General features: G+C 66.8%; 18 protein-coding genes. 14 read left to right on the plus strand and 4 right to left on the minus strand.

Features of this window, described 5'->3' with window-relative positions:
* The first annotated feature begins 62 nt into the window (after window positions 1-62).
* From gcvP to OOZ63_RS07770, 8 genes are all read left to right on the plus strand, one after another.
* Window positions 63-2957: an aminomethyl-transferring glycine dehydrogenase gene (gcvP, locus tag OOZ63_RS07735; protein ID WP_266004862.1), complete on the plus strand. Its 2895-nt coding sequence runs from the start codon at window positions 63-65 to the stop codon at window positions 2955-2957.
* A gap of 15 nt (window positions 2958-2972) precedes the next feature.
* Window positions 2973-4361 (plus strand): L-serine ammonia-lyase, encoded by a 1389-nt coding sequence (locus OOZ63_RS07740; RefSeq protein WP_266004863.1) that lies wholly within the window; start codon window positions 2973-2975, stop codon window positions 4359-4361.
* A 25-nt stretch (window positions 4362-4386) separates the two neighbouring features.
* Window positions 4387-5196, plus strand: coding sequence for a thymidylate synthase (locus OOZ63_RS07745; protein WP_266004864.1), 810 nt, complete (start codon window positions 4387-4389; stop codon window positions 5194-5196).
* Window positions 5193-5750, plus strand: a complete 558-nt coding sequence (locus tag OOZ63_RS07750) for a dihydrofolate reductase (protein ID WP_266004865.1) — start codon at window positions 5193-5195, stop codon at window positions 5748-5750. Before OOZ63_RS07745 ends, OOZ63_RS07750 begins: the two co-directional genes overlap by 4 nt.
* A gap of 19 nt (window positions 5751-5769) precedes the next feature.
* Entirely contained in the window at window positions 5770-6741 is a 972-nt protein-coding gene (locus OOZ63_RS07755; RefSeq protein ID WP_266004867.1) for a diacylglycerol/lipid kinase family protein, read from the plus strand.
* The gene (locus OOZ63_RS07760; protein WP_266004869.1) at window positions 6738-7523 is read left to right on the plus strand and encodes a metallophosphoesterase family protein; all 786 of its coding nucleotides are present in this window, start codon (window positions 6738-6740) and stop codon (window positions 7521-7523) included. Before OOZ63_RS07755 ends, OOZ63_RS07760 begins: the two co-directional genes overlap by 4 nt.
* 61 nt (window positions 7524-7584) lie before the next feature.
* Window positions 7585-8379: a hypothetical protein gene (locus OOZ63_RS07765; RefSeq protein WP_266004870.1), complete on the plus strand. Its 795-nt coding sequence runs from the start codon at window positions 7585-7587 to the stop codon at window positions 8377-8379.
* The gene (locus OOZ63_RS07770; protein WP_266004871.1) at window positions 8376-10667 is read left to right on the plus strand and encodes an ATP-dependent DNA helicase; all 2292 of its coding nucleotides are present in this window, start codon (window positions 8376-8378) and stop codon (window positions 10665-10667) included. The genes OOZ63_RS07765 and OOZ63_RS07770 overlap by 4 nt, the downstream gene beginning before the upstream one ends.
* On the opposite strand, the gene OOZ63_RS07775 is transcribed toward OOZ63_RS07770, so the two are convergent.
* Entirely contained in the window at window positions 10664-11380 is a 717-nt protein-coding gene (locus OOZ63_RS07775) for a GDSL-type esterase/lipase family protein (RefSeq protein ID WP_266004872.1), read from the minus strand. The two genes, OOZ63_RS07770 and OOZ63_RS07775, sit on opposite strands and share 4 nt — an antisense overlap.
* A 219-nt stretch (window positions 11381-11599) precedes the next feature.
* Here OOZ63_RS07775 and OOZ63_RS07780 point away from each other — a divergent pair, with 219 nt between their 5' ends.
* The 5 genes from OOZ63_RS07780 to OOZ63_RS07800 all read left to right on the plus strand — a co-directional run bounded on the left by OOZ63_RS07780 (window position 11600) and on the right by OOZ63_RS07800 (window position 15613).
* The gene (locus OOZ63_RS07780; protein ID WP_266004873.1) at window positions 11600-12664 is read left to right on the plus strand and encodes a glycine zipper 2TM domain-containing protein; all 1065 of its coding nucleotides are present in this window, start codon (window positions 11600-11602) and stop codon (window positions 12662-12664) included.
* A 14-nt stretch (window positions 12665-12678) separates the two neighbouring features.
* A complete protein-coding gene (locus OOZ63_RS07785) occupies window positions 12679-13107 on the plus strand; it encodes a hypothetical protein (RefSeq protein ID WP_266004874.1) in 429 nt (142 codons plus the stop codon).
* Window positions 13108-13260: 153 nt separating this feature from the next.
* On the plus strand, window positions 13261-13833 hold the full coding sequence (locus tag OOZ63_RS07790) for a YfiR family protein (protein WP_266004875.1): 573 nt from the start codon (window positions 13261-13263) through the stop codon (window positions 13831-13833).
* A complete protein-coding gene (locus tag OOZ63_RS07795; protein ID WP_266004876.1) occupies window positions 13830-15068 on the plus strand; it encodes a sensor domain-containing diguanylate cyclase in 1239 nt (412 codons plus the stop codon). Before OOZ63_RS07790 ends, OOZ63_RS07795 begins: the two co-directional genes overlap by 4 nt.
* Before the next feature lie 5 nt (window positions 15069-15073).
* Window positions 15074-15613, plus strand: a complete 540-nt coding sequence (locus OOZ63_RS07800; RefSeq protein ID WP_266004877.1) for an OmpA family protein — start codon at window positions 15074-15076, stop codon at window positions 15611-15613.
* Between the two features lie 4 nt (window positions 15614-15617).
* On the opposite strand, the gene OOZ63_RS07805 is transcribed toward OOZ63_RS07800, so the two are convergent.
* Window positions 15618-16106 (minus strand): LapA family protein, encoded by a 489-nt coding sequence (locus OOZ63_RS07805; protein WP_266004878.1) that lies wholly within the window; start codon window positions 16104-16106, stop codon window positions 15618-15620.
* Between the two features lie 199 nt (window positions 16107-16305).
* Here OOZ63_RS07805 and OOZ63_RS07810 point away from each other — a divergent pair, with 199 nt between their 5' ends.
* Window positions 16306-19230 (plus strand): two-component regulator propeller domain-containing protein, encoded by a 2925-nt coding sequence (locus OOZ63_RS07810; RefSeq protein ID WP_266004879.1) that lies wholly within the window; start codon window positions 16306-16308, stop codon window positions 19228-19230.
* 266 nt (window positions 19231-19496) lie between these two features.
* On the opposite strand, the gene OOZ63_RS07815 is transcribed toward OOZ63_RS07810, so the two are convergent.
* Window positions 19497-20570 carry a porin gene (locus OOZ63_RS07815; RefSeq protein ID WP_266004880.1) on the minus strand — a complete coding sequence of 358 codons (1074 nt, stop codon included), beginning with the start codon at window positions 20568-20570 and terminating at the stop codon, window positions 19497-19499.
* 90 nt (window positions 20571-20660) lie between these two features.
* Window positions 20661-21653 (minus strand): Bug family tripartite tricarboxylate transporter substrate binding protein, encoded by a 993-nt coding sequence (locus OOZ63_RS07820; RefSeq protein WP_266004881.1) that lies wholly within the window; start codon window positions 21651-21653, stop codon window positions 20661-20663.
* Between the last annotated feature and the right edge of the window lie 37 nt (window positions 21654-21690).

Genomic DNA, 21690 nt, shown 5'->3' on the forward strand with positions numbered 1-21690 from the left:
ACCTGAATCGATGAGAACGGGCACTCCGGTGCCCGTTGTTGTACCCCGCAAGGATTGTTGCCATGTTGATGTCTGCTCTGAAGCCCCTGGGTGAGCTCGAGAACGCCGCCGAATTCCACGCCCGCCATATTGGTCCCGATGCGGCCGACGAGGCCGGCATGCTGTCGGTGATCGGCGCGGCCTCGCGCCGCGCGCTGATCGAGGCCATCGTGCCCGCCAGCATCAAGCGCGCCGTGGGCATGGACCTGCCCGCCGCCGCTAGCGAGGCCCAGGCCCTGGCCGAGCTAAAGGCGGTTGCCGCCAAGAACCGGGTGCTCAAGAGCTATATCGGCCAGGGCTATTACGGCACGCTGACCCCCGGCGTCATCCTGCGCAACATCCTGGAGAACCCCGCCTGGTACACCGCCTACACGCCTTACCAGGCCGAGATCTCGCAAGGCCGCATGGAGGCTCTGGTCAATTTCCAGACCATGGTCACCGACCTCACCGGCATGGCCATCGCCAATGCCTCGATGCTCGATGAGGCCACCGCCGCAGCCGAAGCGATGACCCTGGCCGCCCGCGTGGGCAAGAGCAAGAGCCAGGTCTTCTTCGTCGCCGACGATGTGCTGCCGCAAAGCCTGGAAGTGATCGAGACCCGTGCCGCGCCGCTGGGCATCACGGTGCAGGTCGGCCCGGCCGCCGAGGCAGGCAAGAGCGCCTGCTTTGCCGCGCTGCTGCAGTACCCCGGCGTCAACGGCGAGATCCGCAGCCTGCAGGCAGCCGCCGACGCGCTGCATGCGCAGGGCGCGCTGCTGATCGCCGCGGCCGATCTGCTGGCCTTGACGCTGCTAAAAGCCCCCGGCGAGCAAGGCGCCGACATCGCAATCGGCACGACCCAGCGCCTGGGCATGCCGATGGGCGCAGGCGGCCCTCATGCTGCCTATATGGCCTGCAAGGACGAGTTCAAGCGAAGTCTGCCGGGCCGCCTTGTCGGCGTCAGCATCGACGCCCATGGCAACAAGGCCTACCGCCTGGCGCTGCAGACCCGCGAGCAACACATCCGACGCGAGAAGGCCACCTCGAACATCTGCACGGCCCAGGTGCTGCCGGCCGTCGTAGCCAGCATGTATGCGGTCTATCATGGCCCGGACGGCCTGAAGCGCATCGCGCAGCGCGTCGCCAGCTACACCGCGCTGTTGGCCAAGGCCCTGAAGGGCCTCGGCTATGAAATCGCCAATGCAGGCGCATTCGACACGCTGCAGGTCCTCAGCGGGGACAAGACGGCCGCGCTGCTGGCCGGCGCTGTCGCCGCCGGCATGAACTTCCGCCGCGCCTCGGCCAGCAGCCTGTCGATCTCGCTGGACGAGACAACGACACGCGGCGATCTGGCCGCCATCCTCGCGGTCTTCGGCGCGGGAGTCACCGACTTCGATTCCGCCGAGAAGGGTATCGCCACGTTGATCCCGGCCGAGCTGGTGCGCGCCAGCGCCTATCTGACCCACCCGGTCTTCAATACCCACCACTCGGAAACCGAGATGCTGCGCTATCTGCGCGCTCTGGCCGACAAGGACCTGGCGCTGGACCGCAGCATGATCCCGCTGGGCTCCTGCACGATGAAGCTCAATGCAACCAGCGAGATGATTCCGATCACCTGGCCGGAGTTCGCGGGCGTGCACCCCTTCGCGCCGCAGGACCAGCTGACCGGCTATGCGCTGCTCAACGAGCAGTTGACCGCCTGGCTGTGCCAGGCCACCGGTTATGCAGGCATCAGTCTGCAGCCCAATGCCGGCTCGCAGGGCGAGTACGCTGGCCTCTTGGCCATCAAGGCCTGGCATGAGTCCCGCAACGAAGGCCATCGCAAGATCTGCCTGATCCCCGAGTCGGCCCACGGCACCAACCCGGCCTCGGCCCAAATGGTGGGCATGAGCGTGGTCGTGACCAAGTGCGACGCCGAAGGCAATATCGATCTGGCCGATCTGAAGGCCAAGTGCGAGCAGCACAGCGCGAACCTGGCCGCCATCATGATCACCTATCCCTCGACCTATGGCGTGTTCGACACCCATGTCAAGGAGATCTGCGCGCTGGTCAAGAGCCATGGAGGCCGCGTCTATGTGGACGGCGCAAACATGAATGCCCTGGTCGGCGTGGCCGCACCGGGCGAGTTCGGCGGCGATGTCTCGCACCTGAACCTGCATAAGACATTTTGCATCCCACACGGCGGCGGCGGCCCGGGCGTCGGTCCGGTCTGCGTGGTCGCGGATCTGGTGCCCTTCCTGCCTGCACACCGCAGCGCGGGCCTCGGCAGCGAGACCAATATCGGCGCCGTCTCCGCAGCCCCGCTGGGCAATGCGGCCGTGCTGCCAATCTCGTGGATGTATGTGCGCATGATGGGGGCCGACGGCCTGACTGCGGCGACCGAAACTGCCATCCTGTCGGCCAACTATGTAGCCGCCCGCCTGGCCGACGCCTATGACATCCACTTCAGCGGGAATATCGCAGGCGTCAAGGGCGGCGGCGTTGCCCATGAGTGCATCTTGGATCTGCGCCCGCTCAAGGAAAGCTCGGGTGTGTCCGCCGAAGACGTGGCCAAGCGCTTGATCGACTACGGATTCCACGCACCCACGCTATCCTTCCCGGTCGCTGGCACCTTGATGGTGGAGCCGACCGAGAGCGAGTCCAAGGCAGAACTGGACCGCTTCTGCGACGCGATGCTGGCGATCCGTGCCGAGATTGCCAAGGTGGAAGCTGGAAGCTGGTCACGCGAGGACAACCCGCTGGTCAACGCGCCGCACACGGCCGAGAGCCTGCTCAAGGCCGACTGGACCCATGGCTACACCCGCGAGGAGGCGGCCTACCCGGTCGCCACGCTGCGGCGCCAGAAGTACTGGGTGCCAGTGGGCCGGGTCGACAACGTCTACGGCGACCGCAATCTGTTCTGCAGCTGCGTGCCTCTCTCCGAGTACGAGCAGCAATAAGGCAAGGAAGCCACGATGGCCGTTTCCGTTTTTGACCTCTTCAAGATCGGTATAGGGCCATCGAGCTCGCATACTGTCGGCCCGATGCGGGCGGCGCGGCTGTTCGGCCTGCGACTCAAGCACGAGGGTCTGCTCGAGCGCTGTGCCCGTGTCCAGGTGATGCTCTACGGCAGCCTGGGTGCCACCGGCAAGGGCCATGGCAGCGACAAGGCCGTGCTGCTTGGCCTGGCTGGCCATGAACCCGACACGGTGGACATCGAGGCCATCCCCGATCTGCTAGCAGGCATTCGAGGCGGCTCGTTGAACCTGATCGGCGAGCAGGCAATCGGCTTCGACGAAGCCAAGGACCTGGTCTTCAAGCGCCGAGAATCCCTGCCGTTCCATGCCAACGGCATGCGCTGCCTGGCCTTCGATGCCCTGGGCACCGAGATCGCCAGCCGCGTCTACTACTCGGTCGGCGGCGGCTTTGTCGTTAGCGACGAGGTGGCGGCCGACGGCAGCAAGCAAAAAGTCATCGCGCCCGATGCCGCCGTGCTGCCCCACCCCTTCCACAGCGGCGATGACTTGCTGGCGCTGAGCAAGCAGCACGGCATCAGCATCGCGGAGATCATGCGCCGCAACGAGCGTCACTGGCGCAGCGATGAGGAGACCCGCGCCGGCCTATTGAAGATCTGGCAGGTGATGCAGGACTGCGTCACGCGCGGTTGCAAGACCGAGGGCATCCTGCCGGGCGGATTCAAAGTCAAGCGCCGCGCAGCCCAGCTGCACCGCGACCTGACCGCCAATCCGGAGGCCGCGCTGCGCGATCCGCTGCAGGTGATGGACTGGGTCAATCTCTATGCGCTGGCCGTCAACGAGGAGAACGCCGCCGGCGGCCGTGTCGTCACCGCACCGACCAATGGCGCGGCCGGCATCGTGCCGGCGGTGCTGCACTACTACGCCCGCTTCGTCCACCACGCCAGCGAGGACGGCATCGTCGACTTCTTGCTGACGGCTGCGGCCATCGGCATCCTCTACAAGGAAAACGCCTCGATCTCGGGCGCCGAAGTCGGCTGCCAGGGCGAGGTCGGCGTGGCCTGCTCGATGGCCGCCGGTGCGCTGTGCCAGGTGATGGGCGGCACGCCAGAGCAGGTCGAGAATGCCGCCGAAATCGGCATGGAGCACCATCTGGGTCTGACCTGCGATCCAGTCGGTGGCCTGGTGCAGATCCCCTGCATCGAGCGCAACGCGATTGCCTCGGTCAAGGCCATCAATGCGGCCCGCATGGCGCTGCGCGGCGACGGCACCCACTTCGTTAGCCTCGACAAGGTCATCAAGACCATGCGCGACACCGGCGCCGACATGATGACCAAGTACAAGGAAACGGCGCGAGGCGGTCTCGCGGTCAACATCGTCGAATGCTGACGGGGACGGCCCCTAGAATGTTGACATGACCACGTCCAACAGCTCCCAGTTTGAAGACTTCATGCGCCATGTCCATGAGCATGGCGTGCACAAGACCGACCGCACCGGCACCGGTACGCGCAGCGTGTTTGGCCACCAGATGCGCTTCGATCTGAGCAAGGGCTTCCCGCTGGTGACGACCAAGAAGGTGCATCTGAAGTCCATCATCCTGGAGCTGCTGTGGTTTCTGCGCGGCGATTCCAATGTCAAATGGCTGCAGGAGCGCGGCTGCACAATCTGGGACGAATGGGCGCGCGAGGATGGCGACCTGGGGCCCGTCTACGGCGTGCAGTGGCGCAGCTGGCCGACCCCGGACGGTGGTCACATCGACCAGATCGCGGAGGTCGTCAAACAGCTCAAAAGCAATCCCGATTCGCGCCGTATCATCGTCAGCGCCTGGAATGTGGCCGACCTCGGCAAGATGGCTTTGATGCCCTGCCACGCCTTCTTCCAGTTCTATGTCGCCGAAGGCAAGCTGTCCTGCCAGCTCTACCAACGCAGCGCCGACATTTTCCTCGGCGTGCCCTTCAATATCGCCAGCTATGCGCTGCTGACGCAGATGCTGGCCCAGCAATGCGACTTGGCGCTGGGCGACTTTGTCTGGACCGGGGGCGATTGCCACATCTACAGCAATCACGAGGAACAGGTGCGCACCCAGCTGGAGCGCGCGCCTTTCCCCTACCCGCAGATGCACATCAAGCGCCGCCCGGACTCGATCTTCGACTACGAGTTCGATGATTTCGAACTGCTGGGCTATCAGCACCATCCGGCCATCAAGGCGCCTGTGGCGGTATGAACATGCCCTCCGTCCGCGAGTATCCGAACGCCACCCCCGGGGGGCTGAGCGAGCTGGTCCTTATCGCCGCCGTGGCCGATGGCGGGGCCATCGGCAGAAACAACGAGTTGCTGGCGCGTCTGCCCGAGGACATGGCCCGTTTCAAGGCCTTGACGATGGGGCATCCGGTCATCATGGGACGCAAGACCTGGGAGTCAATCCCTCCGCGTTTTCGGCCGCTGGTCGGCCGACGCAATCTGGTGCTGAGCCGCCAGCCAGATCTGAACCTGAACGGCGCCGAGGTCCACGCCTCGCTTGACGCTGCGCTGGCAGCCTGCGTTGGCACGGACCAGGTTTTCGTGATGGGCGGTGCGGAGATTTATGCGCTGGCCCTGCCCCGAGCCACGCGGCTGGAGCTGACCGAAATCTCCGCGCACTTTGACGGCGCCGATGCTTTCTTCCCCGCCTGGGACGCCGGGCAATTCGACTGCCTGGCCCGAAAGTCGCAGCGCAGTGCCCAGGGCCTGGCCTACGATTTCGCCAGTTACCGACGCCGACCGTCCAGCGCGCCCTGAGCCCCACGAGCCGCCGCCGATGACGACCGCCGCCCCTGCCCTTTTCGTCATTTTCAACCGGGGCTCGGGTCATGGCGAGGCGGCCGAGCTGCAATCCGCCATCGAGACGGCCTGCCGGGAAGCCGGTCGCGAGCTGCATCTGCAGGGCATCGACGACCCGCGCCAGATCCACCGCATCGCCCGCGAGACGGTGCAGCGGGCGCAGAAGGTGCGTGGCATCGTCGTCGCTGCCGGCGGGGACGGCACGATCAATGCGGTGGCCCAGGCGGTGCTGGGCAGCGGCTGTGCCTTCGGTGTACTGCCCCGCGGCACCTTCAACTATTTCAGCCGCACCCATGGCATCCCAGCCGAGCTCGGTGCCGCGCTGCAAGTACTGCTGCATGAGAGCCCGCAGCCAGTGCAGGTGGGCCTGGTGAACGACCGGGTCTTTCTGGTCAATGCGAGCCTCGGCCTGTATCCAAAACTGCTGGAGGACCGCGAATACTGGAAGAAACAGCTGGGCCGCAGCCGGCCGGTGGCCTTTCTCGCCGGCTTGCTGACCCTGATGCAGGGCCACAGCAATCTGCGATTGAGCATCGAGCTGCGCGGAGAGACCCACGCGATCCGCCAGATCCGCACCCCGACGTTGTTCGTCGGCAACAACGCGCTGCAGATGGAGCAGATCGGCCTGCCCGAGGCCCATGCCATTGATGCCGGCCAGCTCGCCGGCATCACCTTGCGGCCGCTGGGCCGCTGGGCCTTGCTGGGCCTACTGCTGCGCGGCGCGCTGGGCCGGCTCGGCGAGGCATCGCAGCTGTTCAACTTCTCGTTTGCATGCCTGACCGTGCAGGCCTCCCGGCGCTTCGGCCTGGGGCGCATCAAGCTGGCCACTGATGGCGAGATTGTCTGGATGAAACTGCCGCTGCAGTTCCGCGTCGCGCCCGAGCCTCTGCTGCTTATACGCCCGGCAGGGCCGGCCGCCGAAAGGGCTACCGAGCCGGAGGCGCGATGAGCACGCTGCTGCTGCAGATCTCCGACACCCATTTCGGCACCGAGCGCCCAACGGTCATCGCCGCGCTAGAGCGGCTTGCTCAGGACCTGCGCCCCGATGTACTGCTGCTCAGCGGCGACATCACGCAACGCGCCACACCGGCCCAGTTCAGCGCCGCCCGCGCCTTTGTTGAGCGGCTGCGGCTGCCGAATGTGCTGGCCATCCCAGGCAACCACGACATCTCGCTGTTCAACCCGCTAGCGCGGCTGCTCTGGCCTTACCGGCGCTACAGCCAAGCCTTCGGCGCCGAGCTGGAGCCTGAGTTCGAAAACGCCGAGGTGTTGGTGCTGGCACTCAACACGACGCGCTGGTGGCGGCACAAGCACGGCGAGCTCTGCACCAAGCAGATCGAGCGCGTCGCACATCGGCTACAGACCGCCTCGCCCGAGCAGTGCCGCATTGTGATGGTGCACCAGCCGCTGGCCGTCACCCAGGCCTGCGACCTGAACAACCGGCTGCGCGGTCACCAGGAGGCGCTGTGGCGCTGGGCCGAGGCAGGGCTGGACCTGATTGTCGGCGGCCATATTCACCTGCCCTTTGTGTTGCCGCTAGGCCTCACGCACACGGGGTCATCCAGGCCGCTATGGGCCGTGCAGGCCGGTACCGCGGTCAGTGCCCGACTGCGGCCCGGCGCGGGCAACTCGGTCAACGTGGTCCGGCTGCCGCAGAGGGTCGTCGAGCGCTGGGACTTCGATGAGGGCGCTCTGCGCTTCGAGCAGGTCCGCATCGATGCGGTCGGCTGAGCAATCTCAGTGAAATGCTGTATTTATAATCAGTATTTACATCACTTCCTCCGCCGCCGCCATGGTCGAGCTTGTCCTGAACCGCTCTCACCGCAGCCGTCTGACCCAGATCTGGCGCTCGGCGGGCTGGCCATGTAAGGACGGCATCGAGCTCGATTTGCTGGCTGCCGGCATGCTGGCGCAGCAGCTCTGTGCCGAGGGCCGCGAAACGCTGCGGCTCACGGAGGCCGGCATCGCCTGGCTGGCCCAGCAGCGCCAGCAGCAGCAACGCCCGCTCAGCGCCCATGACCGGCTGGCCCAGCGCTTCGCCGAGGAACTTCTGGCCGAGGGCCGCATCGTCTGGCATGAGCTGTCGCTGCGCGCGCTGATCGCCAGCGAGCCGGTCGCAGCAGACGACAAGCCGCCGCTGTGGGACGAGGCCGAGCCACCGCCGACTCAACTGAAGAACAACTGGCGCATGGCCCGCCCCGACCTGTTCTCGGTGCGCAACACTTCGGTCGAGGCCTATCTGCGCCCCCAGGTGCATGAGATCAAGTTCAGCCGCGCCGACCTGCTGTCCGACCTGCGCCATGCGGCCAAGCGACAGGCCTATGAATGGCTGTGCTGCGAGTGCTTCTATGTGTTTCCGGCCGGCGTGGCCCAGCCCAACGAGATCCCCGAGCAGTTCGGCATCTGGGTGCTGCAGGGCAGCCTGGCCGACGGCCGTTTCGAGCTGTTGCGACCGGCCCGGCATTGCAGCCGCAGCCTGCCATTCGCAGTCTGGCTGGCGCTGGCCAAGGCGACGCCGCTGCACAGCCAGCGCGAGGGCCTGCAGGCCCGGCTGGGCGAGGATGGCGCCGCGCCGCAGCTGCCGTGAACGAAACGCCACCCTCGGCCGCCCCCCGCTACCGAGTCGCGGTGCGGGAGCTTTGCGAGTTCACCGCCAAGCAGGGCAGTCTGGACCTGCGCTTCACACCGGCACCGACCGCGCTGGAGGGCATGGCCGGCCATGCCCTGGTCGCAGACCGCCGTGGCGAAGGCTACCGCGCCGAGCTAAGCCTGAGCGGCGACTATCAAAGCCTGCACGTGCGCGGCCGGGCCGACGGCTATCAGCCCGAGCTGCAGCGCCTGGAGGAGATCAAAACCTACAAGGGCCGGCTGCAGGACCAGCCCGATTCGCACCGCCGGCTGCACTGGGCCCAGGCCAAGATTTACGGCTGGCTGCTGTGCCAGCAGGAGGGGCTGGACGAGCTGGAGGTGGCCCTTGTTTACTTCCATGTCGGTAGCCAGCAGGAAACCCTGCTCAGCGAACGCTGCCCCGCAGCCGAACTGCGGCTGCATTTCGAGCAGCACTGCAAGCGCTTCCTTGCCTGGGCCGAGCAGGAGGTGGCGCACCGCCGGTCCCGCGACGCCGCGCTGCAGGCGCTGCAGTTCCCCTTCGGCGAGTTCCGCGCCGGCCAGCGCCAGCTGGCCGAGGCCGTCTACCGCGCGGCCCAGGTCGGTCGCTGCCTGCTGGCGGAGGCGCCAACTGGCATCGGCAAGACCGCCGGCACCTTGTTCCCGTTGCTGAAGGCCGCACCGGCCCAACGCCTGGACAAGATCTTCTTCCTGGCAGCCAAAACTTCTGGCCGCCAGCTCGCGCTGGACGCGCTTGAGGCCCTGGACGCCACGGGACTGCGCCGGCTCGAGATGGTGGCGCGCGACAAGGCCTGCGAGCACCCGGACAAGGCCTGCCACGGCGATTCCTGCCCGCTGGCGCTGGGCTTTTACGACCGCCTGCCGGGGGCCCGCGCGGCTGCCGTGGCACAAGCGGGAGCGCTGGACCAGGCCCGGGTGCGCGAGCTGGCGCTGCAGCACGAGGTCTGCCCCTACTACCTGAGCCAGGAACTCGCGCGCTGGGCCGATGTCGTGGTCGGCGACTACAACTACTACTTCGATCTCAGTGCCCTGCTGCACGGCTTGGCCCAGGCCAACCAGTGGCGGGTCGGCCTGCTGGTGGACGAGGCCCACAACCTGGTCGAGCGCGGTCGCAAGATGTACACCGCCGAGCTGCTGCCCGACAGCCTGGCGCAGGCGCGCCGCTCGCCGGCTGCGCGCGCCCACCCGGCGCTGAAGAAGGCGCTGGACAAGCTGGCCCGCGCCTGGCGCACGCTCGACAAGGCCCAGACCGAACCCTACCGCGTCTACGAGGCCATACCCGAGCCCCTGCTGAACGCGCTGCAGGCCTGTAGCGGCGCCATCACCGAGCATTTCAGCGAACATCCGGCTGAGTCCGATGCGGCCCTGCAGACCTTCTACTTCGAGGCCCTGCACTGGGGCCGTATGGCCGAGCTGCTGGACAGCCATTCGCTGGTCGATCTGAGCCGGCCTGCCGCGGCAGCGGTGGCCGGGAACTCGACCCTGTGCATCCGCAACATCGTGCCCGCGCCCTTCTTGCGCCCCCGACTAGAGGCGGCTCACACCAGCACGCTGTTCTCGGCGACCCTGCAGCCGCGCGACTACTACGCCGACCTGCTGGGCCTGCCCGAGACCCATGCAACGCTGCAGGTCGGCTCGCCATTTGAAGCGGCCCAGCTACAGGTTCACATCAGCCGCACGATCTCGACCCGCTACCCTGATCGCCGAGCCTCGCTGGCCCCGATCGCTGCACTGATTGCCCGGCAGTACGCTCAGCAGCCCGGCAACTACCTGGCCTTTTTCAGCAGCTACGACTACTTGCAGCAGGTGGCCGAGCGGCTGGCGAGCGAGCAGCCGCAGTTGCCGATCTGGATCCAGTCGCGTCGCATGCTTGAGGCCGAGCGCCAGCAGTTCCTGGCCCGCTTTGCCGAGGAGGGCGCCGGCATCGGCTTCGCGGTGCTGGGCGGTGCTTTCTCCGAAGGCATAGACCTGCCGGGCCGGCGCCTGATCGGTGCCTTTGTCGCGACCTTGGGGTTGCCGCAGATTAACGCTGTCAACGAGCAGATCCGGCAGCGCATGCAGACCATGTTCGGCACCGGCTACGACTACACCTATCTGTTCCCCGGCCTGCAGAAGGTCGTGCAGGCGGCCGGCCGGGTGATACGCACGCCCAGCGACCGGGGCGTACTGCATCTGATCGATGACCGCTTCGCACAGCCTCAGGTGAAGCGCCTGTTGCCGCCCTGGTGGGCACTGGGTAGCGGCTAGAACAGGCCAGGCGCCTGGGCCTGCAGCTCGCGCAGCCACAGCGCATAGCCGGCATCGCTGGGGTGGATGCCGTCGTCGGCATGCAGCAGCTTAGCCTGGGCCACAAAGGGGTCCTCGGCGCGCTCCTTGAAGAGTCGTACATAGCTTACCTCGTGCACCGCGGCCAGCTGGGCCGCCAGCGCATGCAGCTCGCGCGAGCGCTGCGTCATCCAGCGCGACAGCGGCCAGAAGAAGAACGGCGCATTGCCGACATTGCCTGCTGGCATCAGCACCACCGTGGACGAGCGCTGCTTGGCCAGGGAAAGAATGGTGTTGAGCTGCTCGCGCATTTGCGGCAGAGAGCTCAGCCGTATCACATCATTGCCGCCGCCCAGAATCAATAGGCGGTCATAAGACTCGGCACCGACGCGCAGCTGCGCGGCGATGTCCTCTAGCTTCGCGCCATCGAGCGCCAGATTGCGGATCATCCAATCTGGGTGCGCGCGCCCGATCAGGCCTACCAGGCTCTGCGCCGGCGCGCTGGCGCCTGTGCCGACCGCTGTACTGTCCCCCACCACCAGCAAGCGCTGGCGTGGACGGGCCGGGTTGGCCTGGAAACCTTCGAGCACAACCGTCCCCGGGACGGGCTCGGCTGCGACGGTGAGTTCGGTCAGCCCGGCCAGCGACACCAAAAAACCCACCAGGGTCGGATGCAGGACTCGTCTTCGTTTCATCATTTTTGTTGCCAGCGTTGCGAGGCAGTGGGTTGACATGGTCGACACCATAGGCCCTGCCCTGGCGCGCCCCTGTCGGGCGAGCCTGTCCTCGTCTGTAGTCGCAGCGACCGTACGAACACAAGGCCTTGTCCTACAGGCGGCGATGGGATCGCCTGATCGATTGCGGAGCCGGCAAGCGGCACAGTCAGCCCAAGCCTCAGACACAGGAGAATCACAATGAAAAAACTCACAACACTGGCCATGGCCTGCGCCATCGCCCTGACCCAGATGCCCGCCGCGCTGGCCCAGACCACGCCTTATCGCGCCGTCGCCACTGCACCGCGCATCACCGGTTTTGATGTCGAGCAGGTGCCGCAGCTGAGCCCGGGCACCGAACTCGGTTTCACGGTCTGGGGCACGCCCGGCGCCCAGGCGTCCTTGCAGATCGACGGCGCGCAGCGGCCGCTGAGCCTGATCGAGACAGGACCCGGCGTCTACAAAGGCGTCTACACCATTAGCCAGCGTGACCGCCTGCAGCCCAATGCGCAGGTCAGCGCCAATCTGCGCAACGGCAACAAGGTCGGCTCGGCCGTGCTCGACGAGGTGCTTCAAAGTGGCTGGCAGACCAGCGCAGCGCCAGAGGCCGACGGTGCTCCAGTGATCGAACGCTTTGAGGTACGCCACGGCGGCGATCGCAAGGCCGGCAACCAGCTGCACTTCACGCTGCGCGGCACGCCAGGTGGGCGCGCCGTGGTGCGCCTGATCGGTGCCCAGGAGCGTTTCCGCCTCGTCGAGGGCAGGCCCGGCCAATACGACGGCGTCTACACGATCCGCGACAGCGATCGCCTCAACCCCAGCAACCCCATCGTGGCCCGCTTGAAGGTCGGTGACCGCACGATCAGCACCACGCTGGAGAACGCGCTCGATGCCAAACGGCTGAGCAGCCTGCGGCCCGCCGTCGCCTGCTCCGACTGCGCCACCGTGCTGGCGGTGAACCGGGTCGAGGTCGAGGGTGACGGCAGCTATGTCGGCGGCACGGTCGCCGGCGGACTGCTGGGCGCGGTGCTGGGCAGCCAGGTCGGCAAGGGCAGCGGACGCACCGCCGCCCAGGTTGTCGGCACGGTGGGCGGCGCTGTGCTGGGTCGGGAGATCCAAAAGCGCGGCGACAAGAAGCAGGTCTACGAGGTGCAGCTGCGCATGCAGGATGGCAGCCAGCAGATGCTCAGCTTCGACAACCCGCCCGATTTCAAGGCCGGCGACAAGGTCCGACTGCGCGACGGGCAGCTCAGCCCACAAACCTGAAGCCGGAGTCCCCCATGAAACACAACAAAAGCATCTTCTCGCTGACCACAGGTCTGAGCCTGCTCCTGACCGCTGCGGCGGCTGGCGCCGCCCAAGCCAGTGCCACCAGCACGCCCGCCGATAGTGCGCAGTCCCGGTACCGCGCGGAGCGGGCCGCCTGCCTGCAGGGCCGCAGCAGCCAGACCCGCGAGACCTGCTTGAAGGAGGCCGGTGCGGCACTGGCCGAGGCGCGCCGCGCCAAACCGGGCGCGCAAGCCCAGCCCGACTATCTGGCCAACGCGCTGGCGCGCTGCGAGCGCGTGCCAGCGGTCGAACGGGTCGACTGCGAGCGTTTGGTGCGCGGCCAGGGCAGCAGCAGCGGCAGTGTCGCCGAGGGGGCGATCGTGCGGAAAATCATCAGTAAATCGGTCGTACCGGCGGCCAGCGCCGCTTCGGCGCCATGAACAGGCAGATTCGGGGCAGATTCCAGGCAAGCCCAGGCTGACGCCCAGTCACGGGATGGGCAGTAGGGGCCGGGCCAAGTAGACTGAAGCTCTATTGACTGGGTGGGTTCGCCGGCCGCATGCGGCACGACCGCCCGAACGATCTGCCTGCCCATGAGTTTTCTGCCTCTGCTGATGCGCCCCTTGATCTGGGCAGTGCTTGCGGGACTCTTGCTGGCCGGGCGCGCCAGCGCTGCCGAGGACGCTATACCGCCACGCGGCCTGACAGTCGCCGACTCGGCACTAAGTGCCGGCGCCATCCTGGTTGGCATTCTGAACTACACGGCCTGGCCCGGCGAATCCCGGCTGCTCCAGGTCTGCATCAGCCGCCAGGCCACCGAAGCGGCCGCCATCCTCGCCCACTTGGAGCAGGCCAAATCGGGACGGCCGCTGCGGGCGCGTGCCGTCGAGACGCTGCTGCCGCTACCGGCCGATTGCGATGCGGTCTATTTCGACGGTTGGGAGCTGGAGGCCCAGCGCGCTGCCCTGCGCAGCCTGGCCGCCAAGCCGGTGCTGACTCTGGGTCGGGGCCCAGACTTCTGCAGCGATGGCGGCCTGTTCTGCCTCGAGCCGGCCGCCAACGGCCTGCGCTTCGAGGTCAATCTGGACGCGGTGGCGCGCAGCGGCCTGCGCGTCAACCCGCTGGTGCTGCGCCTGGCCCGCCCGCGCGCGGCCAGTTCGTCATGAGCGACAAGCGCGCCAGTCTGGGCGCCATTCTGCGGCGTGGTCATCTGCGCGTGGCGCTGGTGGCGCTGCTGGCGGTGGGCTCGGTGCTGACCCTGGGCCTGATGCTGTCGCTGCGCTTGTCGCAGCAGCACAACCTCGAGTTGGTGGCGCGCTCGATCGCCTACTCGGCCGAGGCTGCCGTCGTGTTCCGCGATGCCGAGGCGTCGCGCGAGCTGCTGGCCGCCGTGGCCGAAAGCGAGGGCATCGCCAGCGCCCGCATCACGCTGGCTTCGGGCGAGGCACTAAGCACCTACCAGCGTGGTGGCGAGAGCCTGCTAAACCGGACGCTCGCCCGCTGGTTATTGCCGGTCGAGGCCAGCGCGCCGATCAGCGACGGCCGCCGCGGCACGTCGGCCACCGTACATTTGCGCGGCGACAGCCGTCTGTTGTTGACCGCCTTGCTTTGGTCTCTGGCCGGCGTGCTGCTGGGCATGGCGCTGACCGGCGTGGCCGTGGCCCTGGTATCGCGCCGGCTCGAACATCTGCTGGTCGACCCGCTACGCGCGCTGGCCGCCCACACCCGTGCGATCCGCAACGAGCGCGCCTTCGCACGGCGCGCACCGCCGGCCAAGGTGCTGGAGATCGATGAGCTTAGCGCCGACTTCAATGCACTGCTGGCCGAGGTGCAGGCCCGCGAGGCCGAGCTGCTGCGCCGACACCAGGCGCTGCAGTCCGACCACGAGGCGCTGTCGTTTCAGTCGCGGCACGACAGTCTGACCGGCGCGGCCAGCCGTGCCCATTTTGAGCAAAGCCTGGCCCAGGCCATAGCGCGCGCCCGCCGCGCAGGCACCAGCCTAGGCTTGCTGTTCGTCGATGCCGACAAGTTCAAGCAGATCAACGACCATCATGGCCATGAGGCCGGCGATCTGGTGCTGACCGCGGTGGCGCAACGCCTGCGCAGCGCGGTGCGCGAGAACGACCTGGTCGGCCGGCTCGGCGGCGACGAGTTCGTCGTGCTTATCGAGCCGTTGCGCCATTCCAGCGATGCCCAGAGCGTGGTGCAGCAGATCCGCTCGGCCGTGTCGGTGCCAGTGTCTCTGCATGGCAATGGCAGCGTTGTGCCCGGTATCAGCGTCGGCGTGGCCGTGTTTCCCGATGACGGCGACAGCGCCGAGGCACTGTTTCGGGCGGCTGATGCGGCGATGTATCGCAGCAAGCACGCCACCTTTTCACACAGTTCACCATTACAGAGTTGATCGCCATGAGCAGTACCCTCTCCTCCAATGGAGTCTTTCCCGCTCCGCTACGCCTGCTGCTGGCCGCTCTGGCCGGTCTGGCGCTGCAGGCTTGTCAGCATGCGCCGCCATCGGTGCCCGCCGCACCATCGGCGTCTATCTGGACCGTGCAGCAGGCCCAGGCCTTCCGCGATTTGGGATTCGTGGCCCACGGCGATGGCTGGGAGCTGAGCCTGGCGGCCAGCCTGTTGTTCGAGTTCAATTCGGAGCAACTGGACCTGCAGCAACGCGCTAATCTGCAGCGCATCGCGCGCGCGCTCAGCGCCGTGGGCATCGACGGACTGCGCATTGAGGGCCATAGCGACAATGTCGGCGAGGCTGACTACAACCGGCGCCTGTCACAGCGCCGCGCCGCCGTCGTTGCCCAGGTGTTGGCCGGCGCCGGCATGCGGCCCGATCGCCTGGTGGTACGCGGCTTCGGCATGGACAAGCCGATCGCCGACAACGCCAGCGAGACCGGCCGCGCGCAAAACCGGCGCGTGGCGCTGATTGCGCCCTCGTCCTGAGCGATCAGCTCGTCCGCGGGAAGGCGCGATCCAGTTTGTCGTCGACCTCGCCGACATAGGCCGAAAGGCTGCGGGTTGACTCGCCCAACTGCTGCAGCAGCCGCTGCTCCAGTTGCTCGACCCGGGCCGACGTCTCGCGACCGAGCGCGGAGCTCTGTGCCTCGATGCGGCGCAGCTCGGCTTCCAGAAAGCCGCGCAGCTCGGTAAAGCGCGAGGCCTCGGCCTGATCGGCCAGCTCACGCTGGGCCTTCAGCTCCTTGGCAAAGCGGCGTGACTCCATGATCACGCCGGCCTGCTGGAACAGAATGTAAATCAGGAACAAGGCGCTGAGCCCGCCGGTGACTACCAGCATGATCAGGCCGAGTGGCGCGTTCACATCGGTGAAACCAAGCGTCAGCGGCGTCGGCGTCGTGAACGGCACCCAGTTCAGCATCGCAAAGATAGCCAGCAAGGCCAGTACCAGGGCTATGGCCACCGCACGCAAGTTCATCATCGCTTCTCCTGACAGGCCGGCGGTGAGAAGTCACCGCGCATGACCCCACCCTAACACCATCGCCCGCCAACGGGCCTATTCGCCCGGTCTCGTAAAATACCTGAGCTTGTCTGGTGGCAGCCATGTTGACCACGTTCGCCACTGCAAAGCTTAGCCCGTCCCCGCCACTGTTTGACCTACCCAGGCCCACCTGCTCCCGATGACGCTTGCAAGACTGCTGGCCCGGCTTTGCGGCGCTCTCACCCTGGGCTGGATACTGGCCACCGTGCCGGCGCTGGCACTCGACGAGCTGCCGAGGTCGCTAAGCCAATACAAGATCGACGGCTGGCAGACCGAGCAGGGCCTGCCGCTGAACACCGTCCAGGCGCTGTTGCAGAGCAGCGATGGCTATCTGTGGGTTGGCACGGCCGGTGGCCTGGCCCGTTTCGATGGCGCGCACTTCACCAGCTTCGATGCGAGCCAGACGCCGGAACTGGCCGCCCAGCCGATCTTCGGCTTCATGGAGGATGCCCAGCAGCGGCTCTGGATCGGCCATGCCAAGGGGGCGGCGATCTACCAGAGCGGCAAGTTTCGCAGCGCGATGTCCAGCGAGCTGACCGGCGGCCGAAGGGTCTGGGCCTTTGCCCAGGCACGCGACGGTGCCGTGTGGGCGGCCACTGAGAATGGCCTGCTGCGCTGGGACAAGGGCAGCACCCGGCTCTACCAGCAGGCAGATGGCCTGCCCACCGACCGCCTGCGCAGTCTGAGTTTCGACCGCGACGGCGTGCTGTGGATCGCCACATCCGGCGGCGGTCTGGTATCGATGAGCGAAGGACGTTTCCGGGTCTTCGACCCCTCGAACGGCTTCCCGCATCTGCAGGTGCGCTCGGTGCTGGCTGACCCGGACGGCGGTGTCTGGGCCGCGACGGCAGGTGCCGGTCTGGTTCATGTCGGTAAGGCCGGCATCAGGAATTACACCGTTGCCGACGGCCTGCCCACCGACCACCTGACCGCGCTGGCTCGCGACCCGCAAGGCAATCTGTGGATAGGCAGCTGGGGTGCCGGCCTCGTTCGCATGAGCGGGGGCCGCTTCAGCTCGATCTCGAGCGCCGGCGGGCTGGCCGGCGACCAGATCTGGTCGATGCAGGTCGATCGCGAGGGCAGCGTATGGGTAGGTACCTGGGTCGGCGGTCTCAACCGCCTGCGCATACGCCCGTTCGGGGTGTTCGGCGCGCCCGAGGGGCTATCGCACGACAACGTTCGCGCCGTACTGCACGCCCGCAACGGGGTCAGCTGGGTATCGACGGCCGGCGGTGGGCTCAACCGCATCGAAGCCGGTCGAATCACCCGGTTTGGCATGGCTGAGGGCCTGCCCACTGATGAGATTTCCAGCATTCATGAGGATCGCGACGGCGCGCTGTGGATAGGCACCTACACGGCCGGCGTCACCCGCCTGGCCGCCGATGGCCGCGTCAGCATCTATGGCCTCGCCCAGGGCCTGCCTAATGCCGAGGTGCGCGCACTCTACCAGGACAGCCGCGGCGTGCTGTGGGCAGGCACCCGCTCCGGCCTGGCGCGCTTCGACGGCCAAGGATTCAGCGCCGTACAGGCAGATGGCCTGCCGCAGGAGGGCGTGGCGGCCATTTTGGAGGACCGCGCGGGCACGCTTTGGTTCGGCACCACCGGCCAGGGCCTGGTGCGCTTGCGCGATGGCGTCTTCCACACGCTGACCAAGACCGACGGCCTGGTCTCGAACTGGATCATGGCCCTGCATGAGGACGCGGCTTCCAGCCTCTGGATCGGTACCAATGGCGAGGGCATGAATCGCCTGCGCGACGGCAAGCTGGTCGGCATACGCACAAGCGACGGTCTCTGGGACGGCCTGTCGCAAACGATTCTGGAAGACCGCCTCGGCTATCTATGGATGAGCTGCAACCGCGGTTTTTATCGCGTCGCCCTGGCCGATCTCGATGCCTTTGCCGAGGGGCGGCTGGCCCGGGTCCGCTCGGCAGGTTTCGGCCCCGGTGATGCGCTGCGCAGCACGACCTTCGCCGGCGGTCTGCAACCGGCCGGCGCGATCGATGCAAAAGGCCATCTGTGGCTGCCCTCGGCCAAGGGCCTGGTCATCGTCGACCCGGCCCGGCTGCCGGGCATGGACGCGCCGCCCCGCGTGCGCCTGGAACAAGTGCGCGTGGGCGACGCCAACGGGCCGCTCTCGGGCGAGATCGTATTACCGCCGGGTTCGGTGCCGCTGCGCATCCGCTACACGGCGATGACCTTGCAGAACGCCGACCGGGTTCGTTTTCGCTACCGGATGGATGGCGTCGGCCAGGGGTGGGTCGATGCTGGGCAGGGCCGCGAGGCGGCATTCCCGGCCCTTCCTCATGGCAGTTATCGCTTCCGGGTCGCGGCCAGCATCGACGGCCAGCGCTGGAGCGAGCTCGAACCCGCGCTGGCGATCAGGGTCAGGCCGCATGTCTATCAGACCTTCTGGTTCCTGGCGCTGGCTGTGCTGGCTGCGGTGGCGGCCGTGGTGGTGCTGTTTCGCCTGCGCACCCGCCATCTGCGGGCCCGGCAGCTGGAGATGGAACGCCTCGTGGCACAGCGCACCGATGAGCTGCGGCAGGCCAATGAACATTTGTCCCGCCTGTCCTTCATCGACTCGCTGACCGGGCTGGCGAATCGACGTCGCTTCGACGAAATGCTGGCCGATGAATGGCGCCGCGCACGGCGCGGGCACAGCCCGCTGGCCGTGGTGATCGCCGACATCGACGGCTTCAAGCTCTACAACGACCTGCTCGGACATCCGCAGGGCGACCGCTGCCTGGTCGCGGTGGCCGATGTCTTCCGGCAGGCGGTGAGCCGTGCCGGCGATCTTGCCGCGCGCTATGGCGGCGAGGAGTTCGTCGTACTGCTCCCTGGCGCGGACCATGCGGCGGCGATTGCGGTGGCTGAGAGCATACGCGGGGCCTGTGAATCGCTGGCGATCCCGCACCCGGGATCGCCGGTCGTGCCCTTCATCACACTCAGCCTTGGGGTGGCATCCTGCGTTCCGTCGGACACTCAATCGATCGAATCGCTGGTCGCGGCGGCCGACGCCGCGCTCTACCAGGCCAAGCAACAAGGACGAAACCGGGTGTGCTGAGCACTGTTGCCAGCAATGCTGGGCGCGTTCTTGCGCGAACCGGATGCCGTCGGCACCACATTCGCGAGCAGACACGAATCGCGATGCTGCTTGTCGTTGTGACAGCCCGTCGGAAAGGCGAAGTCAACGCAGGCAAGTGAAACGAGGTCGACTTGGGTGCTGCCGAATGGGAGAGTCTCTATCCCCAATCGAGTGGGACGCCCTGCCCAAGCCCACCTGTTGACCCCATCACTCGCGGACTTACGCAGGGCGCTCGGCTGCCCCTGTCAAAAGCTGTGGCGCATGCCCATCTCGACGCCCCCCGAGTTACGCCCTCCGGCGAGGCCGCTGGCACCGCCGGGAATCACATAGGTTGACGCCCCCTTGTTGTCGACGCGTGAAACCGTGCCGTAGAGCACACTGCGCTTGGACAGCTCGTGCACATAGCCCAGGCCCAGCTGGCTGGCCCCATTGGCGCCGATTGCGGTGCTGCCGACACGGCCGGCCAGATCCACCTGGTTCCAGCTCAGCTTGAACTGCCCGTTCGTGCCCACCGGCAGCCAGGCACCCAGCAGGGTGTGGGTCTGGCGCGCATCGCCGATCTCGAAACGGCGCCAGGCGGCCGACAACTTGATGATGCCCAAGTCATAGCTGCCGCCCAGGGCCAGATCGTCGAGCTGGTTCGAGCCGGTCAGATTGTTCTCGCTGCGGGTCAGCGCGGCGGCGATGTTGAAGGTCTTGGTTGCGTAGCCCAAACGCGCGCCGAGGACCTTGTGCTGGCCGGCAGCCGCCGTGCCGCCCTCACCGGCGGCCGCCATCAATCCACCCTCCCAGCCGCCCAGACCGCCGGGCAGTAGGTACTGGAGAGCGTTGCTGGACCGAACCGTGGTGTTGGCACCCGAGCCAAAGGCCGAGCGCAGCGGGCCGACCGGCGAGGCCGATACGAAGTTATTGGAACCCGCGACACCGACATAGCTGAAGGGGTCGTAGCGACTCCAGTTGCTGTAACTTGGCACGAAGTCTCGGCCGGCGCGCAGCTCGCCCCACTGCTTGCTGATCAGGCTGACGGTGGATCTGCGGTCCCAGAACATCGTGGCGTTGGCTTGGGTGCCGCTGTCCAGCAAGATGCCGTGCTCCAGATGGAAGCCGGCCGCGAGGCCGCCGCCCAGGTCTTCGCTGCCGCGGATGATGATGCGGCTGGTCGAATTGCCGCCGCTGACCAGGGAACTGACGCCACCACGGCCTTGGTTGCTGACATGGCGCACGGCCGCGTCGGCGATGCCGCCCAGGGTCACGTTTTGCGCGGCAGCGCCGCCGGCGGCCATTGCGCACAGGGAGATGGCGAAGAGGGTCTTGTTCATGAGGTCTCCGGTTGTTATCGATTCAATCACCGGCGTCGAATAACTCGTTGCGCCGTTTTGCATGGGGCGTCAGGCAACCATGCACGCCGCCTAGTCGCTCGAAATGCCTTGCTCTTTCACGAGCTTCTTCCACCGCGCCTCTTCGGCGCGCGCCAGTCGGCCCAATTCCTCTGGCGTGCTGATCGACAGCGTCAGTCCTTCGTTGGAGATCTGGCGGCGGACCGACTCGACCTCCGCGGCCTTGCGCAGCGCATCGTTGAGCCGCTTGACCACCGCAGGCGGCGTGCCGGCCGGCGCGAAAATGCCGTACCAGACTTCGGCGTCGTAGCCAGGCACGCCGGACTCGGCCAGGGTCGGCGCGTCAGGCCAGGCGGGTGAACGTGCACCCGATGTAACGGCCAGCAGACGCAGCTTGCCGCTGGCCATCGCACCGACCGCGCTGGGCTGTGTCGCGAAGCCCATGTCGATCTGACTGCCGACCAGATCGGTGATCATCGGACTTGCGCCCTTGTACGGGACATGCAACATGTCCAATTTGCCCACATTCTTCAGCGACTCGGCAGCCAGATGGGTCGTGGTGCCATTGCCCGCCGAGCCATAAGTCAGCTTGCCGGGGTTGGCCTTCAGGAAGGCCACCAGGTCCTTGGCGGTTTTGAAGCGGCTGTTTGCGCTGACCAACAACATGTTTGGTGCCCGCCCGAGTTGGGCCACCGGCGCGAACGCGGCTTCTCCAGCGTATGGCAGTTTGTTCACCAGGCTCGGCACGATGGAGAAGGAGCTGGTATTGATCAGCAGGGTGTAGCCGTCCGCTGGGCTCTTGCTGACGAAGTCGTTGCCCAGCACCGTGCCTGCGCCTGGCTTGTTGTCGACCAGAACCGTTTGGCCCAGGTCTTTCGACAGCGCTTCTGCCAAACTGCGGGCGATTGCATCGGTCCCACCGCCTGCCGGGTAGGGGACGATGATCTTGATCGCCCGCTCGGGGAAGGCGGCGTGCGAGGTCTGCGGTGCGAGGCTGGTCATGACCGCGCTCAGCGCCAGCCCCAGGGCAAACACCTGACGTCTGCTGATGATAGAAGTCTTCATGCTCTGTCTCCGTTGGTTTGATTTGTGATGGTCGTTG

Origin of the sequence: Paucibacter sp. PLA-PC-4 (assembly GCF_026241155.1) — a bacterium.
GTDB lineage: Bacteria > Pseudomonadota > Gammaproteobacteria > Burkholderiales > Burkholderiaceae_C > Roseateles_E.

What these genes read in the sequence shown, in the direction of transcription:
- gcvP (WP_266004862.1), top strand. Translation starts at nt 63, where the DNA reads ATGTTGATGTCTGCTCTGAAGCCCCTGGGTGAGCTCGAGAACGCCGCC.
- OOZ63_RS07740 (WP_266004863.1), top strand. Translation starts at nt 2,973, where the DNA reads ATGGCCGTTTCCGTTTTTGACCTCTTCAAGATCGGTATAGGGCCATCG.
- OOZ63_RS07745 (WP_266004864.1), top strand. Translation starts at nt 4,387, where the DNA reads ATGACCACGTCCAACAGCTCCCAGTTTGAAGACTTCATGCGCCATGTC.
- OOZ63_RS07750 (WP_266004865.1), top strand. Translation starts at nt 5,193, where the DNA reads ATGAACATGCCCTCCGTCCGCGAGTATCCGAACGCCACCCCCGGGGGG.
- OOZ63_RS07755 (WP_266004867.1), top strand. Translation starts at nt 5,770, where the DNA reads ATGACGACCGCCGCCCCTGCCCTTTTCGTCATTTTCAACCGGGGCTCG.
- OOZ63_RS07760 (WP_266004869.1), top strand. Translation starts at nt 6,738, where the DNA reads ATGAGCACGCTGCTGCTGCAGATCTCCGACACCCATTTCGGCACCGAG.
- OOZ63_RS07765 (WP_266004870.1), top strand. Translation starts at nt 7,585, where the DNA reads ATGGTCGAGCTTGTCCTGAACCGCTCTCACCGCAGCCGTCTGACCCAG.
- OOZ63_RS07775 (WP_266004872.1), bottom strand. Translation starts at nt 11,380, where the DNA reads ATGAAACGAAGACGAGTCCTGCATCCGACCCTGGTGGGTTTTTTGGTG.
- OOZ63_RS07780 (WP_266004873.1), top strand. Translation starts at nt 11,600, where the DNA reads ATGAAAAAACTCACAACACTGGCCATGGCCTGCGCCATCGCCCTGACC.
- OOZ63_RS07785 (WP_266004874.1), top strand. Translation starts at nt 12,679, where the DNA reads ATGAAACACAACAAAAGCATCTTCTCGCTGACCACAGGTCTGAGCCTG.
- OOZ63_RS07790 (WP_266004875.1), top strand. Translation starts at nt 13,261, where the DNA reads ATGAGTTTTCTGCCTCTGCTGATGCGCCCCTTGATCTGGGCAGTGCTT.
- OOZ63_RS07795 (WP_266004876.1), top strand. Translation starts at nt 13,830, where the DNA reads ATGAGCGACAAGCGCGCCAGTCTGGGCGCCATTCTGCGGCGTGGTCAT.
- OOZ63_RS07800 (WP_266004877.1), top strand. Translation starts at nt 15,074, where the DNA reads ATGAGCAGTACCCTCTCCTCCAATGGAGTCTTTCCCGCTCCGCTACGC.
- OOZ63_RS07805 (WP_266004878.1), bottom strand. Translation starts at nt 16,106, where the DNA reads ATGATGAACTTGCGTGCGGTGGCCATAGCCCTGGTACTGGCCTTGCTG.
- OOZ63_RS07810 (WP_266004879.1), top strand. Translation starts at nt 16,306, where the DNA reads ATGACGCTTGCAAGACTGCTGGCCCGGCTTTGCGGCGCTCTCACCCTG.
- OOZ63_RS07815 (WP_266004880.1), bottom strand. Translation starts at nt 20,570, where the DNA reads ATGAACAAGACCCTCTTCGCCATCTCCCTGTGCGCAATGGCCGCCGGC.
- OOZ63_RS07820 (WP_266004881.1), bottom strand. Translation starts at nt 21,653, where the DNA reads ATGAAGACTTCTATCATCAGCAGACGTCAGGTGTTTGCCCTGGGGCTG.